The sequence below is a fragment of the Cellulosimicrobium sp. CpK407 genome (genome assembly GCF_051844275.1).
GTDB classification, from domain to species: domain Bacteria; phylum Actinomycetota; class Actinomycetes; order Actinomycetales; family Cellulomonadaceae; genus Cellulosimicrobium; species Cellulosimicrobium cellulans_G.
Genome location: NZ_JBGNYC010000054.1, coordinates 1 through 15,258, shown reverse-complemented (window position 1 = coordinate 15,258; position 15,258 = coordinate 1). Strand labels below are relative to the sequence as shown.

The window sequence follows — 15,258 nt, the reverse complement described above, 5'->3', positions numbered from 1 at the left end:
GACTCAAGTTCTGGTGATCGGGCTTGCGCGCGAGCGCACCCGGTGCCTACCTTGAGTGAAGCAGACTCAACCCGGTGTGCCCGGGCGCGCGTGCGCCGTCGGGCACCCCATCCACAACGGAGGCAGCACACATGGCACGAGCAGTCGGGATCGACCTCGGCACCACCAACTCGGTGGTGGCCGTCCTCGAGGGCGGAGAGCCCACCGTCATCGCGAACGCCGAGGGGTCGCGCACGACGCCGTCGGTGGTCGCCTTCTCCAAGACCGGCGAGGTCCTCGTCGGCGAGGTCGCCAAGCGTCAGGCGGTCACGAACGTCGACCGCACCATCAGCTCGGTGAAGCGCCACATGGGCACCGACTGGTCGGTGGAGATCGACGACAAGAAGTACACCGCGCAGGAGATCTCCGCGCGCATCCTGGGCAAGCTCAAGCGCGACGCCGAGGAGTACCTGGGCGAGCCCGTCACCGACGCGGTCGTCACCGTCCCGGCGTACTTCAACGACGCCGAGCGCCAGGCGACCAAGGACGCCGGGCAGATCGCGGGCCTCAACGTGACCCGCATCGTCAACGAGCCCACCGCGGCCGCGCTCGCGTACGGGCTGGAGAAGGGCAAGGAGGACGAGCTCATCCTCGTCTTCGACCTGGGCGGCGGCACGTTCGACGTCTCGCTCCTCGAGGTCGGCAAGGACGAGGACGACTTCTCCACGATCCAGGTCCGCGCGACCTCGGGCGACAACCGCCTCGGTGGCGACGACTGGGACAACCGTATCGTCGAGCACCTCATCAAGCAGGTGAAGAACAGCTCGGGCGTCGACCTGTCCAAGGACAAGATCGCGCTCCAGCGTCTGCGCGAGGCCGCCGAGCAGGCGAAGAAGGAGCTCTCGTCCGCGACGAGCACCACCATCTCGATGCAGTACCTCTCGATGAGCGAGAACGGCCCGATCCACCTGGACGAGAAGCTCACGCGCGCCCAGTTCCAGCAGATGACGCAGGACCTCCTCGACCGGACGAAGGCCCCGTTCCACAAGGTCATCTCCGACGCGGGCGTCTCCGTCTCCGACATCGACCACGTCGTGCTCGTGGGTGGCTCCACCCGCATGCCGGCCGTGACCGACGTCGTCAAGGAGCTCACGGGCGGCAAGGAGCCCAACAAGGGCGTCAACCCGGACGAGGTCGTCGCCGTCGGCGCGGCCCTGCAGGCCGGCGTCATCTCCGGCGACCGCAAGGACGTCCTGCTCATCGACGTCACCCCGCTGTCCCTCGGCATCGAGACCAAGGGCGGCGTGATGACCAAGCTCATCGAGCGCAACACGGCCATCCCGACCAAGCGCAGCGAGATCTTCTCGACGGCCGAGGACAACCAGCCGTCGGTGCTCATCCAGGTGTTCCAGGGCGAGCGCGAGTTCGCGCGCGACAACAAGCCGCTCGGCACGTTCGAGCTGACCGGCATCGCGCCGGCCCCGCGCGGCGTGCCGCAGATCGAGGTCACCTTCGACATCGACGCGAACGGCATCGTCCACGTCGGCGCCAAGGACCGCGGCACCGGCAAGGAGCAGAAGATGACCATCACGGGCGGCTCGGCGCTGCCCAAGGAGGACATCGACCGCATGGTCAAGGAGGCCGAGGAGCACGCGGCCGAGGACAAGAAGCGTCGCGAGGAGGCCGAGACCCGCAACCAGGCCGAGGCGTTCGTCTACTCGACCGAGAAGCTCGTCTCCGAGAACAAGGAGAAGCTCCCCGCCGACGTCGTCACCGAGGTCGAGGCCGACATCGCGTCGGTGAAGTCCGCGCTCGAGGGCGAGGACGCCGACGCCGTGAAGACCGCGCACGAGAAGCTCGTCGCGTCCTCGCAGAAGATCGGCCAGGCGCTCTACGCCTCGGCCGAGCAGGAGCAGGCCGCCGGCAACCCCGGCGCCGCGCAGGACGACGCCACCGCGGCCGCAGGTGCGACGTCCGCTCCGGACGAGGACGTCGTCGACGCCGAGATCGTGGACGACGAGGACGACAAGAAGTGACGTCCCCCGAGGACCGGGGCCCCGAGGAGCAGGCCGGGCGCGAGCCCGGTCAGGGCCCCGAGGACAAGCCGTTCCAGTTCACCGACAAGCGCAAGGTCGACCCGGAGACCGGCCGCCCGCGCGAGGGCGCGGGCGCCGGCTCCGCCGGCGGCTCGGCCGGGGACGACGCGGAGACGGACCCGCTCGCGGGCCTCGACTTCGAGCCGTCCGACGAGGCCGAGGTCGACGCGGCCGTCCTGGCCGCCAAGGCCGAGGCCGCGGAGCACCTCGACGCGCTCCAGCGCGAGCGGGCGAGCTTCACGAACTACCGCAACCGGTCGCTGCGCGACCAGGAGGCCGCGCGCACGAAGGGGATCGAGGACGTGCTCACCGCCCTCCTCCCGGTCCTCGACGACATCGACCGCGCGCGGCAGCACGGCGAGCTGACGGGGCCGTTCGCGGCCATCTCCGACAAGCTCGACGCGTCGCTCGAGAAGTTCGGGATCGAGCGCTACGGCGCGGTCGGGGACGAGTTCGACCCCACCGTCCACGAGGCGCTCATGCACCAGCCCGACCCCGAGGCCACCGCCACCACGGTGAACCTCGTCATCGAGCCGGGCTACCGGATCGGGGACCGTGTCGTGCGCGCCGCGCGCGTCTCGGTCGTCGGCCCCCAGTAGGCGGGACCACCGGCGTCCCCCGCGTGCCCGACGGCGCGGGCGCACCTCCCGCGCGGAGGTGCGCTCCGCCGTCGGGCACGCGAGGATCACGAGCAGCAGCATCGACAGCAGGCACGACACGAAGGACCAGGACCACGACCACCGACAGGAGGGAGGCGCCGTGACCGGACAGGACTGGATGGAGAAGGACTTCTACGCCGCGCTCGGCGTCCCCAAGGACGCCGACGACGCCACGATCAAGAAGGCCTACCGCAAGCTCGCGCGCAAGTACCACCCCGACCAGAACCAGGGTGACGCGGGCGCCGAGGCGAAGTTCAAGGAGATCGGCGAGGCGTACGCCGTGCTGTCGGACGCCAAGGAGCGCGAGCAGTACGACGCGATCCGGGCGATGGCCGGCGGCGGTGCTCGCTTCTCCGCGGGCCCCGGCGGCGCCGGGGGCGCCGGGTTCGAGGACGTGTTCGGCGGCATGTTCGGCGGCGGCGGCCCGGGCGGCACCCGGGTCCGCTACTCGACCGGCGGCCAGGGCGCGGGCGGCTTCGAGGACATCCTCGGCTCGATGTTCGGCGGCGCGGGAGCGCAGCAGTTCGGCGGCGGGCCCCGCCCGCGGGCCGGGGCGGACGTGGCCGCGGCCACGACCCTCCCGTTCCGCCAGGCGGTCGAGGGGTCCACCGTCACCTTCACGGTCGACGGCCGCAACGTCACCACCCGCATCCCGCCGGGCGTGCGCGACGGCCAGAAGATCCGGCTGCGCGGCAAGGGCCGCCCGGGCATGGCCGGCGGTCCCGACGGCGACCTCGTCGTCACCGTCCACGTCACCCCGCACCCGGTGTTCTCGCTCGACGGGAACAACCTGCGGGCGACCGTCCCGGTGACGTTCGCCGAGGCCGCGCTCGGGGCGACGATCAGCGTGCCCACGCTCGACGGCGCGTCGGTCAAGGTCAAGGTCCCGGCCGGGACGCCGTCCGGTCGCACGCTGCGCGTCAAGGGCCGCGGCGTGAAGACGGCGAAGGCGACCGGCGACCTGCTCGTCACCGTGCAGGTCGCGGTGCCGCAGAAGCTCTCGAAGGCGGCGCGCGAGGCGGTCGAGACGTTCGCGGCCGAGACGGACGGTCAGGACGTGCGGGCCGACCTGGTCCGCCAGGCCGCGGAGTAGGAGGGCCGTGATGGCCCACCGGAAGACTCAGAGCCTCCCGGTCGGCGAGGACTCACCACGGGGCGCCGGACGGGCTCCGGCGAGCGACGTCGACCAGGACGCGCCCGTCCTCGTCATCTCCCAGGCCGCGACGCTCGCGGGGATGCACCCGCAGACGCTGCGCCAGTACGACCGCCTCGGCCTCGTCGTGCCGCGCCGGACCGCGGGCCGCGGCCGGCGCTACTCGCTGCGCGACGTCGCGAAGCTGCTCGAGGTGCAGCGGCTCAGCCACGACGAGGGCATCAACCTCGCGGGCATCCAGCGCATCCTCGCGCTCGAGTCGCAGGTCGAGCGCCTGGAGCGCCGCATCGAGGCGCTCTCCGCGCGCGTCGAGCCCGGCGGCCGGGTGTTCGCGGCGGCGGCGAGCGGCGACGTCGTCGTCGTGCCGCGCGGGCGCAGCGTGCGCCGCGGGGTCGAGGAGGCGCTGCGCGAGACGCTCGTCGAGCACGGCGAGGCGCGCGCGCTCGTCATCTGGCGGCCCCGGCCCGACGACGCGGGGCCCTGACCTCGGCCGTTCCGCCCAGGTCTCAGCTCCGGCGCGCCTCGCGCGCGACGAGCGCCGCGGCGGCCGGGACGAGCGCGGCCTCCGAGGGGTCGAGGCCGGGGTCCGCGGCGCGGGTCCGCGCGGCGGCGTCGAGGTGCCGCAGGAGCGCCGGGTCGGCCAGGTGGAGGAACGCGTCCAGCAGGACCCGTGCGCCGGGCGCGAGCTCGTCGTCCTCGTCGGCGGCGACCTCCGCGAGGACGACGGCGGTCACGGCGAGGTCGAGTCCGGGTGGTCCGAGCCGGGCGTTCGTCCAGTGCAGGACGGCGGGGCCGTCGGCGGTGAGCACGACGTGCGCCGGGTGCAGGTCGAGGTGCACGACGCACGACCGCCCGGCGGCGGGCTCGTCGAGGGCCGCGGGCGACGGCGCGGTGAGCGCGGCGTACGCGGGTCCGCCCCGCGCCGGGGGCGGGACGGCGTGCAGCGCGTCGTGCAGCGCGACGAGGGTCCGGGCCGCCGCGGCGAGCGACGTCCGGCCGCCGAGGATCGACTGCAGGAGCGTCGGGCCCCGCAGGAGCTCCATGGTGAGGTCGCCGTCCGACGCGGCGTCGACGCGCGGGGCCGGGAAGCCCGCGGCGCGCACGTGCCGCATCACCTCCGCGGTGCCGACCGAGTCGGCCCCCGAGCGCGAGCGTCGCAGGACGCGGTCGGCGCCGACCGCGTACAGGTCGGCGTCGGCGCCCGAGAACAGCGGCGCGCCGAGCGAGGGGGCCATGAGAACGACGCTACGCCTCTCCTGCCCTCCTGACGAGGGCCGCGGCATCAGCCCTGGTCAGGCATTTCCGCAAGAATGCCGTGCGCTAATTGATGGATATTTCTGCATTTCTTAGCAAGGCCTTCCTTGCTATACACCGCAGAATTCCGGGAATACCGTGGACGCGGAAGCCCGGCCCGCCACGGGTCCTCGGAGAACAGGAGATCGCGATGAGCAGCCTCACGGAGATGCCCCAGGTCGTCGAGTGTTCCATCGACGGCTGCGGCTACAACCACGACCACGGGTGCCACGCCGGCGCGGTGACCATCGCCGGTCACGCGGGCGACGCCGAGTGCGCGACCTTCATCCCGCTGGGGACCAAGGGCGGCCTCGAGAAGGTGCTCGCGCACGTCGGGGCGTGCCAGCGCACCGAGTGCGTCCACAACTCCTCGCTCGAGTGCTCGGCCCCGTCGATCCGCGTGGGCGCCGGCGCGTCCGGCGAGGACAAGGCCGACTGCCTCACCTTCACCCCGCGCTGACGCGCGACCTCGACCTCCTCGGAGGCGGCCGGTCACCCACCGGCCGCAGACGCCCCCGGACGCCCCGTCCGCGCGCTCGCCCGCGCGGCCGGGGCGTCGCCGCGTCGTCGGCGGTCGTCGGCGGTCGTCAGCGCTGGAGCGCGTCGAGCAGCTGGACAGCAGCGGCGTGGGTGCGGGGGAGCGGCTCGGCCCAGACGCGCGGCGGTCGCCGCAGGATCGCCGTGACGCCCAGCGCGAGCCCCGTGCGCTCGATGTTGTGGCGGAGCACGGTGCGCAGCGCGTCGTCGTCGGCGCCGCGCTCCCCGAGCACGACGAAGAGCCCGTTGCCGAGCGAGGCCATGGGGTGGCCGTCGCCGAACGTGTGGGTGAGCGCGCGACCCATCGCCGCCGACCGCGCGAAGCGCTGCCACCCGGTCAGGTGGTCGAGCGCGACGTCCACGACGAGCAGGCCGTGCGTCGCGGCGGCGTCGACCCCGGCGCGCTGGGCGACGCCGTACGTCTCCCGGAGCCGCTGGACCAGGTACTGGGACGTCGCGAGGCCGGACTCGGGGTCCATGACCTCGGGCGTCACGGGGGTCGCCTCGTAGCCGTCGGACCACCCGACCGCGACCGCGCGGAGCAGGTCGGTCCCCGGCTCGCGGTCGTGCGCCCGGTACAGGCACACCACGTCGTCGATGGCCTCGCCGATCCCGACCCCCGCCTCGGCCCGCACCCGGCCGAGCCGTTCGGCGGCCGGCGTCCCGTCCCGCTCCTCGCACAGCGCCTCGGCGAGGGCGTCGACGGCAGGGTGGTACCAGTCGCCCGGTCGCAGCCAGACGCTCTCGGCGCTCGCGCGACGCCAGCGCTCGCGTACCGCGTCGGGAGCGGGCACGGTGTACCCGTGGAGGTGGTCCATGTCGATGAGACGGACGAGCGGCCGATCCATGACGCGAGTCGGCGAAGAAGTTCCCGGGACGCGGGGTCCGAGGTGAAATCGGGCGAACGGGGAGGACTCCGGCCGTTACCGTTCCGTCGCCGGACGCCCTCTGCCCCGAAGTTGGACGGCCGTCTACTATGGCCACCGTACGCCTCGGATCGGGGCGGTCTCCGGGGCGGGTGACATGACGCAGGCGCAGGAACGGGTGTGGAGCGAGGCCTTCAGCGACGCCGAGCTCATCTCCGCCGTGCGCGAGGGCGACACCAGCGCCTACGGCGTGCTGTACGAGCGCCACGCCGCCGCGGCCCGGACGGTCGCGCGCCAGTACGTCCGCTCGACCGCCGACGCCGACGACGTCGTCTCCGACGCGTTCGCCCGCACGCTCTCCGTCCTGCAGGGCGGGGGCGGGCCCGACGTCACCTTCCGCGCCTACCTCTTCACCGTCGTCCGACGCCTCTCCTACGACCTCGTCAACGGCGCGCGGCGCACCCAGCCGACGGACGACGAGCGCACGTTCGAGACGGCGTTCGGTCCCATGGCGTCCACCGAGGACCCGACCCTCGAGGGGTTCGAGCGCTCGACGGTCACGCGCGCCTACCAGGACCTCCCCGAGCGGTGGCGCGCCGTGCTCTGGTACACGGAGGTCGAGAACCTCTCCCCGGCCGAGATCGCGCCGATCCTGGGTCTCACCGCGAACGGCGTGTCCGCGCTCGCCTACCGCGCGCGCGAGGGGCTGCGGCAGGCGTACCTCCAGCAGCACCTGACGTCCGTGCCCGCCGAGGAGTGCCGCACGGTCAACGCGCTCCTCGGGTCGTACGTGCGCGGCGGGCTCGCCAAGCGCGAGACGGCGCGCGTGGAGTCGCACCTCGACGGCTGCGGCGAGTGCCGCGCGCTCGTGCTGGAGCTGGGCGACGTGTCGCACGGCATGCGCGCCGTCATCGCCCCCCTGGTCCTCGGCGTCGGCGCGCTCGGCCTCGTCGGGACGGCGCTCCCGACGGTCGGCGGCGCGGCCGTCGCCGGCGGTGTCGGTGCCGCCCTGCAGGGCTCGTCGAGCGGTGGCGCGGGATCGGCCGGCGGGTCCGGTGCGGCCGGCGGGTCCGGCGGTGCGGGCGCGGGCGCCGGTGGTGGCGCGGCGGGCACCGGTGCCGTCGGGGGAGCGGGAGCGGCCGCGAGCGCGGCCGGTGGTTCCGGCGCCGCGGTCGGGACCGGCGCGGCGTCCGTCGGCGGGGCGGCAGCGGCGGCCGGAGGCGCTGCCGCGGGCAGCGGCGCGCTCGCCGCCGCGGGTGCCGGTGGGCTCGTCGCGCTCGTCACGTCCGCGCCGCTCGCCGCGGCCGCCGTCACGGTCGGCGTGCTCACGGTCGCCGGGCTCGGCGTCGCGGGCGCGCTCGGCGCGTTCTCGTCGGACCCGGCCCCCACCCCGACCTCGCAGTCCTCTCCGTCCCCGTCCGCGTCACCGACCACGGGGACCACGACGACGCCGGACCCCACCACCGACCCGACGTCGCCCACGAACATCCCGCCCGCCCCGACCGACCAGACCACCGCCGGTTCGGGCGACACGACCGGGACCGGCGGCGGGTCCACCGACGGCTCCACGCCCGTCGGGTCGACGCCGGGCACGACGACGCCGGGCGGGTCCACCGGCCCCGGCACGCCTGCGCCCACCGATCCCGGGACGGGCACGCCCGGGCCGACCGACCCGGGCACGGGAACGCCCGAGCCCGCGCCGGCGGCCCTCGAGCTGTCGCTCGCCCCGGTCACGCTCGCGGCGCGCGTCCCCGCGGACCTCGTCATCACCGCCTCGAACACCGGCGGTCGAGCGGCGGAGGAGGTCTTCGTCGACCTCACGCTCCCGGCGGGCGTGACGACCCCGGGCTCGTCGCTCGTCGCGCGCGGGACCGTCGTCGGCAGCCCCCTGTCCGCGGCCTCGCTCCCGTGCGGCAGCGCGGTGCCCCAGCCGGACGGGACGAGCCTGGTCACGTGCTCGGTCGGCATCCTCGACCCCGGAGAGAGCCAGGAGCTCGTCGTCCGCGTCGAGGCCGAGTCCGGGGGCGACTACCCGCCCTTCGCCGCGTCCGTGCGCGCCACCGGCATCCCGGCGAAGCCGTGGACCTTCCCGTCGGCGCCCGTCCGGTACTACGGGCCCGAGGTCCGCGTCGTGGCGCCGTCCGACGGACTGCGCCTGGACAACCCGGGAGAGGGAGTCCTGCGCGTCGTGGTGCGCAACAGCGGTGACCAGCCGCTCGTCGAGCCGCGCCTCGCCGTCGACCTCCCGCCCGGCGTCACCCTCGCCGGCGGGTCCGCCGGGGTCTGGACGTGCGCCACGGACGAGGGTCGGAGCGTGACGTGTGCCGCCCCCTCCGGCACGAGCCTCGCACCCGGCGCCGCGTCCACGGTCCCGCTGACGCTCGTCGCGGACCGTGACCGGGCGGTCGAGAAGGCCGTGGTCCGCCTGCGCGGGACGGCCCCGGACGCGCGAGCCGGGAGCGCGGACGCCTCGGTCGACGTGGCCCGGCCGTGGGAGGGCGCGGCGTCGGGGGTCGACGGGGACGGCCTGCGCGTGCAGTGCAGCGCCCGTGGTGAGGCCGGTGCCGCATCGGTGACGGTCCCCTTCACGAATCGCACGGCCTACGGCGATCTCCGGGCAGCCCTCGTGGTCGCCGGCACCGCCCACGACGCCGTTCCGGTCGCCCCGGGACGGAGCGTCGACCTGCGCGGCGGGACCGGGGGCTGGCTGCCCGCCGGGGACGCCCGGGTCGTCCTCTCGACCACGGTGGCGGGACGGCAGTTCACCCACGAGATCGTCGCCGGCGAGCACCCGGCGATCGACTGCTTCGACTGGAAGCCGGTCACGGGCGCGGCGCGCGCGACGGCGGCCTGGGCGGTGCCGTCCGGTGCCGGGGTCGGGACGTCCGTCGTGACGGGCACGTTCCACAACCCGTACTCGACGACCACGCTCCGCGTCGGGATGTCGACGCCGCACGGCGACGCCGCACCGGTCGACGTGGCCCCGGGCGCGGACGCGACGTTCACCGTGGACGCGAAGGCGCTGTCCGTCCCGGCCGGGACGGCGACGTTCACGGTCGAGCGCGCGGCGCCTGCGGGCCCGGCGCCGACGACGGTCGAGGCCCGCTACGCCGCCGTGACGTACGACCCGCGGTGGGCGACCTCGGCGACGGTCGACGCCGGCTGGCAGGACGGGTCGGTGAAGATCGTCGGCACGCTGACCAACGACTCGCCCGAGACGATCGACGTCGTCATGTCGGCCGCGGGCTACGGGGACTCGGCTCCCGCGCGGCAGGTCGCGCCCGGCGTGACCGTGACCCTCACCGTGGACACGCGAGCGCTCGACGTGAAGGCCGGCGCCGTCACGTTCCGCCAGTCGCGCACCGTGCTCGGCACGCCCTTCGCGGACGCGCGTCTCACCGCGCGGTACCAGGGTGCCGGCTACCAGCCTGACTGGTCGGCCACCCCGACGGTGTCCGCGCAGTGCGCCCCGGGGACGGGCGGGGTCGTGCTCTCCGTCGGGCTGCGCAACGACTCGACCGAGGCGATGCACGTCGTCGCGCGCACGCCGTTCGGTGACCGTGACCTGGGCGACGTCGCCCCCGGGGCGAGCGCGGGCGCCGACCTCGCGACGGGCGCGCTCGCGATCAAGGCCGGCAAGGTCGAGCTCGTGCTGTCGCGCACGGTCCTCGGGGTGCCCTTCACCGAGACGCTCCCGGTGCGCTTCGACGCGGTCGACTGCGCCGTCGAGCAGCCGGCGGCGAGCCTCGTCCTCGGCGACCCGTACTACGACGCGAGGCGCGGCCACTCGTACCGCGCCGTGTCGGTGCTGCTCGACAACTCCGGGTCGAACGTCCCGGTGACGTTCCGGGTGACGGGGCACGCCAAGGGCGAGTGGACCGTCGGAGCCGGGGAGCGGCGCACCGAGAGCCTGGGCGAGGCGCCCTGGTCCGGCGCGACGTACGTCGTCCACACGCGCTCGTGGACCGAGCAGCTCAAGGTCGAGGGCTTCACCGCCGTGGCCGAGTGCGCCCCGGAGTGGCAGGCGGGCGTCTGGTACGACCACGACGCCGAGGTCTCCTACGACGGCTGGAACTACACGGCGCGCAACGGCAGCGCCTTCGTGCGACCGGACCGCGACCTGATCGGGCTCTTCTGGGAGCGCGGGGAGCGCTGCGGCGAGGGCTGACGAGCGTCGGTCGCCCCGAGCGGCGACGCGACGGGTGAGCCGGTCCGCCCTACGGCAGGACGCCTTCGAGGGCGTCGTCGACGGGCGTGTCGCCGCCGACGAGGTCGAGGACGAGCCCGGCGGACCGCGGCTCGTGGAGCACCGCGGCGAGGACGAGCGCGACGTCGTCGCGCGTCACGTCCGAGCGCTCCCCGACGGCTGCGCCGGGCTTGCGGCGCTTGCCGCGCGGCTTGTCCGTGTCCCCGACGGGCGCGAGCGCGACGAGGCCGACACCCGGGTCGTCGGTGAGGTGCCCGGGCCGCACGATGGTCCAGGCGAGGTCGTCGCGGGCGCGCAGGTCGTCCTCGGCCGCAGCCTTGGCGCGCAGGTAGGCCCAGAACACGTCGTCGACGTCGTCGGGACGCTCGTCGGCCCGCGCGGCCTCGACGCCGCGGGAGGAGACGAGGACGTAGCGCCCGACGCCCGCGCGCTCGGCGGCGTCGGCCAGCAGCGCCGCGCCGGCCCGGTCGACCGCGTCCTTGCGCGGTGCTCCGCTCCCGGGACCGGCGCCGGCCGCGAACACGACCGCGTCGACGCCCTCCAGCTCGAACGACACCGCGACGGCGTCGTCCTTCTCGAGGTCGATGAGCGCGACGTGCGCGCCCAGCTCGGTGAGGTCCGTGATCTGCGCGGCGGACCGCACGAAGGCGACGACGTCGTCGCCTCGCTCCACGAGGGTCCGGGCCAGGCGACGGCCGACCTGGCCGTGACCTCCCGCGATGACTGTGCGCATGGGCCGAACGTATCGCCGTGCGGGCGTCCGCGCCCGGTGAAGCGACGCCGTCCCGGGGCATCTGGGCAGGGACGCCGGGCGCTCCTGGGGCGGGGGTTGCGCTGCCGGGCGCGCGGTCCCCCACGTACCCCCACGTCGACCGTGGCCCGGCAGCGCGGGTCCTCAGGCGGCGTCCCCCGTGCCGCCGAGGACGACGGGGGTCTGCGGGTCGAACCGGTAGCCGAGCCCGCGGACCGTGGTGATGACGTGCTCCAGCCCGAGCTTCTCGCGCAGGCGTCGCACGTGGACGTCGATGGTGCGGCTGCCCGCGGCGACCTCGTGGTCGGCCCACACGGTCTCGAGCAGCTCGGCCCGCGTCACGACGCGGTGCGCCGTGCGGGCGAGGTACGACAGGAGCTCGAGCTCCCGGAACGTCAGGCGCGCCGACCTGCCCTCGACCGTGACCGTGCGGCCCGCGGGGTCGATGACGACGCGCGGCACGGGCGACAGGGTCGCGAGCCGCTCGCGGAACGCCGCGATGTCCTGTACGGGCGACGACGTCGTGGTCGTGGGCTCGGCGAGCGCGAGGGCCGTGTACGTCTCGGCGCTCGGCAGCCAGTCGCGGGCGAGCTCGCCGAGCGCCTCGGCGAGCTCGACGAGCTGGGCCTGCGGCTGCTCGCCCGGCGCCGCGTCGACGCCGACGTAGAGGACGAATCCCGGGTTGCGGCGCGGCGTGGCCGGGTCGGTGGCGGCCGGGCGGGCCGGCGCGAGCGCGGTGCGCGGCGCGGCGGGGTGCTGCGGTGCGAGGGCCCGGGGCGCGGCGGCGCGGGACGAGGTGCGGCGGGCGGGACGGGTAGCGGTGAGCGTCATGGGTGGCTCCGGGTGCGTCGGGCCGACGGCATCGCCGGGAGACCGGCGGGTCGGCAGGGGTCGAGGGCTGAACCGAGGTGCGGGAGAGGGTTCAGGCCTGACAACAGACGCACATGACCGCGCCCGGGAGCGCGCCGGACGGCGCGCTGGCGGGACGGGTCGAGGTGCTCACGGGAGCGAGCATGGCAGTGCACCGCGCGGTACGCCAAGAGGAGCCCGGCAACTTCTCATCATGCGGACGTTCGGAGTCTCGCGTTCCGGGCGCGGGCGGTGGCGGGGCCGTTCGACCGGGGGCTCGGTCGCGCGCGTCCGCCCAGGTGGGAGGGGTCAGACGACGCCGTAGAGGCGGTCCCCGGCGTCGCCGAGGCCCGGGACGATGTACGCCTTCTCGTTGAGGCGCTCGTCGACCGCGGCGACCACGAGCTGGACGTCCACGCGGTCGCCGACCGCGTTCTCCAGCACCTGGATCCCCTCGGGCGCCGCGAGCAGGCAGACCGCCGTGACGTCCCGCGCACCGCGCGCGAACACGTAGTCGATCGCGGCCACGAGCGTGCCGCCCGTCGCGAGCATCGGGTCCAGGAGGAACACGTGCCGACCCGTCAGGTCGTCGGGCAGGCGGTTCGCGTACGTGACCGCCTCGAGCGTCTCCTCGTCGCGCTGCATGCCGAGGAACCCGACCTCGGCCGTCGGCAGGAGGCGCGTCATGCCCTCGAGCATCCCCAGGCCTGCCCGCAGGATGGGGACGACCAGGGGACGCGGCTCCGCGAGGCGCACGCCGATCGTCGTCGTCACCGGCGTCTCGATCTCGTGCGGCTCGACCCGCACGTCGCGCGTGGCCTCGTAGGCGAGCAGCGTGACCAGCTCGTCGACGAGGAGCCGGAACGTCGGGGACGCCGTCTCCTTGTTCCGCAGGACGGTCAGCTTGTGGGCCACGAGCGGGTGGTCGGCGACGTGCAGGCGCATGGCGACAACGGTATCCGACCACGAGCCCTCCCGTACCGCCCGGTAACCGCCCGACGCGCGAGTTGTCAGCGCCTCGTCGGTCTATAGCCTGGTGACGCACCGACAGCTCTCCGTGCCACCGAGGTGTCGGCGCCTCGTCGCGGCACGCCGCGACGTGCCGCTGACACACCGGAGGTCCCGTGCCCGACGACGTCGCTCGCCCCGGCGACCCCGCCCACCCGGGCGCGGGGACGGCGTCGGGTACCGAAGGGCCGACGGGAACGACGGCGGTCGGCGGCTCCCCGGAGCCACGCGGGCTCGACCTGCCGTGGGCGGACGGGACGTTCCCGCCCGGGACCGTCGCGGGGCGCCGCCAGGTCTGGGACGCGCTCATGGGGCTCGCGCTGCACGAGGCGACCCACGCGCTCGCCAGCGACGACGTGCCCGTGGGGGCGCTCGTCGTCGGGCCGGACGGGCGGCTGCTGGGCGTGGGGCGCAACCGGCGCGAGGAGACCGGCGACCCGACCGCGCACGCCGAGGTGCTCGCGCTGCGGCAGGCCGCCGCGACGCGCGGGGAGTGGCGGCTCGAGGGCTGCACGCTCGTCGTCACGCTCGAGCCGTGCGTCATGTGCGCCGGGGCGCTCGTCCTCGCGCGCGTCGAACGGCTCGTGCTCGGCGCGTGGGACCCCAAGGCCGGCGCGACCGGCTCCGTCTGGGACCTCGTGCGCGACCAGCGCGCCAACCACGCCGTCGAGGTGGTGGGCGGCGTCCGCGAGGACGAGTGCGCCCGCCTCCTGCGCGCCTTCTTCGCGACCCAGCGCTGACGCTGACCCCCGCCGAACACGACATGAGGGTCGTTATCGAGCGGATGACGACCCTCATGTCGTGCTCGACGCGGGCTCGTGTCGTGCTCGGCGTCAGCGGGGGAGAGACTCCGCGAGCGTCGTGAGGGTCTCGGTGGTGCCGGCGTCGACCTTGAGCGTCGCGAGCGGGTCGCCGCGCGTCCAGCCGCGGTTGACGATCACGACCGGCTTGCCCGCCTTCGCCGCGTGCCGCACGAACCGCAGCCCGCTCATCACCGTCAGCGACGACCCCGCCACGAGCAGCGCGTCGCCCTCGTCGACCATCGCGTACGCCCGCTCCACCCGCTCGCGCGGCACGTTCTCCCCGAAGTACACGATCTCCGGCTTGAGCACCCCGCCGCAGAACTCGCACGGCGCGGGCCGGAAGTGCGACGTCTGCTCGATCACCGCGTCCGCGTCCGGCGCGATCTCCACGTCCGCGACGTCGCCGATGCTCTCGATGAACCCCGGGTTGAGCGCCGTCAGCCGGTCCGCGAGGTGCTCGCGCGAGATGACGCGCCCGCACTGGAGACAGATCACGCGGTCGTACCGGCCGTGCAGGTCGATGACGTTCCGGCTGCCCGCGTCCTCGTGCAGCAGGTCTACGTTCTGCGTGATCAGCCCCACGAGCACCCCCGCGTCCTCCAGCCGGGCCAGCGCACGGTGGCCCGCGTTCGGCTGCGTGCGGTGCACGTGCTGCCAGCCCACGTGGTTGCGCGCCCAGTAGTGGCGCCGGAACGCCTCGTCCTGCACGAACTGCTGGTACGTCATCGGGTTGCGCGGCGGCGAGTCCGGACCGCGGTAGTCCGGGATGCCCGAGTCCGTGGACAGGCCCGCGCCCGTCAGGGCCGTCACCCGCAGCCCGCGCAGGAGCCGCACCGCGTCCTCCGCCGTCCCCAGCGGCGGCTCCGGCTCCGTGCCCGACGGCGGCGGCTGGCTCGGGCGCCACGCGAGCCGCGACGTCAGGGTCGGGACGGTCGACCGCGGCAGGTCCGCCGCCGACGTCGCCACGTGCGCGGGGGACGAGGTCGAGGGTTCGGTGGAGTCACTCGGGTACGGCGCGGTCGGGTCGGTGGACACGTCTCCCACGGTACGACGGCGC

At 74.8% G+C, this 15,258-nt stretch carries 13 protein-coding genes; 7 read left to right on the top strand and 6 right to left on the bottom strand.

Going from position 1 to position 15,258, the window contains the following annotated elements; translation table 11 throughout:
• Positions 1–131: 131 nt before the first annotated feature.
• From dnaK to ABWU78_RS18050, 4 genes are all read left to right on the top strand, one after another.
• The gene (gene dnaK / locus ABWU78_RS18065) at positions 132–2,015 is read left to right on the top strand and encodes a molecular chaperone DnaK (RefSeq protein ID WP_237840560.1); all 1,884 of its coding nucleotides are present in this window, start codon (positions 132–134) and stop codon (positions 2,013–2,015) included.
• Positions 2,012–2,674, top strand: coding sequence for a nucleotide exchange factor GrpE (gene grpE, locus ABWU78_RS18060; RefSeq protein ID WP_353708304.1), 663 nt, complete (start codon positions 2,012–2,014; stop codon positions 2,672–2,674). The genes dnaK and grpE overlap by 4 nt, the downstream gene beginning before the upstream one ends.
• Before the next feature lie 160 nt (positions 2,675–2,834).
• Positions 2,835–3,827: a DnaJ C-terminal domain-containing protein gene (locus tag ABWU78_RS18055; RefSeq protein ID WP_253054106.1), complete on the top strand. Its 993-nt coding sequence runs from the start codon at positions 2,835–2,837 to the stop codon at positions 3,825–3,827.
• Between the two features lie 142 nt (positions 3,828–3,969).
• Positions 3,970–4,371 carry a heat shock protein transcriptional repressor HspR gene (locus ABWU78_RS18050; protein ID WP_253054927.1) on the top strand — a complete coding sequence of 134 codons (402 nt, stop codon included), beginning with the start codon at positions 3,970–3,972 and terminating at the stop codon, positions 4,369–4,371.
• A gap of 22 nt (positions 4,372–4,393) precedes the next feature.
• Here the strand turns inward: ABWU78_RS18050 and ABWU78_RS18045 are convergent, their stop codons facing one another.
• Positions 4,394–5,122, bottom strand: coding sequence for a phosphotransferase family protein (locus tag ABWU78_RS18045; protein WP_253054104.1), 729 nt, complete (start codon positions 5,120–5,122; stop codon positions 4,394–4,396).
• 209 nt (positions 5,123–5,331) lie between these two features.
• Here ABWU78_RS18045 and ABWU78_RS18040 point away from each other — a divergent pair, with 209 nt between their 5' ends.
• Positions 5,332–5,640, top strand: coding sequence for a DUF1540 domain-containing protein (locus tag ABWU78_RS18040; RefSeq protein WP_047234443.1), 309 nt, complete (start codon positions 5,332–5,334; stop codon positions 5,638–5,640).
• A 127-nt stretch (positions 5,641–5,767) separates the two neighbouring features.
• Here the strand turns inward: ABWU78_RS18040 and ABWU78_RS18035 are convergent, their stop codons facing one another.
• Positions 5,768–6,565, bottom strand: coding sequence for a hypothetical protein (locus ABWU78_RS18035; protein ID WP_253054102.1), 798 nt, complete (start codon positions 6,563–6,565; stop codon positions 5,768–5,770).
• Positions 6,566–6,740: 175 nt separating this feature from the next.
• Here ABWU78_RS18035 and ABWU78_RS18030 point away from each other — a divergent pair, with 175 nt between their 5' ends.
• The gene (locus tag ABWU78_RS18030; RefSeq protein ID WP_439159112.1) at positions 6,741–10,751 is read left to right on the top strand and encodes a sigma-70 family RNA polymerase sigma factor; all 4,011 of its coding nucleotides are present in this window, start codon (positions 6,741–6,743) and stop codon (positions 10,749–10,751) included.
• 49 nt (positions 10,752–10,800) lie between these two features.
• On the opposite strand, the gene ABWU78_RS18025 is transcribed toward ABWU78_RS18030, so the two are convergent.
• The 3 genes from ABWU78_RS18025 to upp all read right to left on the bottom strand — a co-directional run bounded on the left by ABWU78_RS18025 (position 10,801) and on the right by upp (position 13,335).
• Positions 10,801–11,523 (bottom strand): NAD(P)-binding oxidoreductase, encoded by a 723-nt coding sequence (locus ABWU78_RS18025; RefSeq protein WP_253054098.1) that lies wholly within the window; start codon positions 11,521–11,523, stop codon positions 10,801–10,803.
• Between the two features lie 162 nt (positions 11,524–11,685).
• On the bottom strand, positions 11,686–12,372 hold the full coding sequence (locus ABWU78_RS18020; RefSeq protein ID WP_253054096.1) for a winged helix-turn-helix domain-containing protein: 687 nt from the start codon (positions 12,370–12,372) through the stop codon (positions 11,686–11,688).
• A 327-nt stretch (positions 12,373–12,699) separates the two neighbouring features.
• Positions 12,700–13,335, bottom strand: coding sequence for a uracil phosphoribosyltransferase (gene upp / locus ABWU78_RS18015; RefSeq protein WP_253054094.1), 636 nt, complete (start codon positions 13,333–13,335; stop codon positions 12,700–12,702).
• Between the two features lie 371 nt (positions 13,336–13,706).
• On the opposite strand from upp, the gene ABWU78_RS18010 reads away from it, so the two are divergent.
• Positions 13,707–14,138, top strand: coding sequence for a nucleoside deaminase (locus tag ABWU78_RS18010; RefSeq protein ID WP_253054925.1), 432 nt, complete (start codon positions 13,707–13,709; stop codon positions 14,136–14,138).
• A 93-nt stretch (positions 14,139–14,231) separates the two neighbouring features.
• Here ABWU78_RS18010 and ABWU78_RS18005 read toward each other — a convergent pair whose 3' ends face one another.
• Positions 14,232–15,056, bottom strand: a complete 825-nt coding sequence (locus ABWU78_RS18005) for an NAD-dependent protein deacetylase (protein WP_353709479.1) — start codon at positions 15,054–15,056, stop codon at positions 14,232–14,234.
• Positions 15,057–15,258: the final 202 nt, after the last annotated feature.

Excerpts from the sequence above, each read along its gene's own strand:
- dnaK (WP_237840560.1), top strand. The coding sequence starts at position 132 with ATGGCACGAGCAGTCGGGATCGACCTCGGCACCACCAACTCGGTGGTG.
- ABWU78_RS18050 (WP_253054927.1), top strand. The coding sequence starts at position 3,970 with ATGCACCCGCAGACGCTGCGCCAGTACGACCGCCTCGGCCTCGTCGTG.
- ABWU78_RS18045 (WP_253054104.1), bottom strand. The coding sequence starts at position 5,122 with ATGGCCCCCTCGCTCGGCGCGCCGCTGTTCTCGGGCGCCGACGCCGAC.
- ABWU78_RS18040 (WP_047234443.1), top strand. The coding sequence starts at position 5,332 with ATGAGCAGCCTCACGGAGATGCCCCAGGTCGTCGAGTGTTCCATCGAC.
- ABWU78_RS18035 (WP_253054102.1), bottom strand. The coding sequence starts at position 6,565 with ATGGATCGGCCGCTCGTCCGTCTCATCGACATGGACCACCTCCACGGG.
- ABWU78_RS18030 (WP_439159112.1), top strand. The coding sequence starts at position 6,741 with ATGACGCAGGCGCAGGAACGGGTGTGGAGCGAGGCCTTCAGCGACGCC.
- ABWU78_RS18025 (WP_253054098.1), bottom strand. The coding sequence starts at position 11,523 with ATGCGCACAGTCATCGCGGGAGGTCACGGCCAGGTCGGCCGTCGCCTG.
- ABWU78_RS18020 (WP_253054096.1), bottom strand. The coding sequence starts at position 12,372 with ATGACGCTCACCGCTACCCGTCCCGCCCGCCGCACCTCGTCCCGCGCC.
- upp (WP_253054094.1), bottom strand. The coding sequence starts at position 13,335 with ATGCGCCTGCACGTCGCCGACCACCCGCTCGTGGCCCACAAGCTGACC.
- ABWU78_RS18010 (WP_253054925.1), top strand. The coding sequence starts at position 13,707 with ATGGGGCTCGCGCTGCACGAGGCGACCCACGCGCTCGCCAGCGACGAC.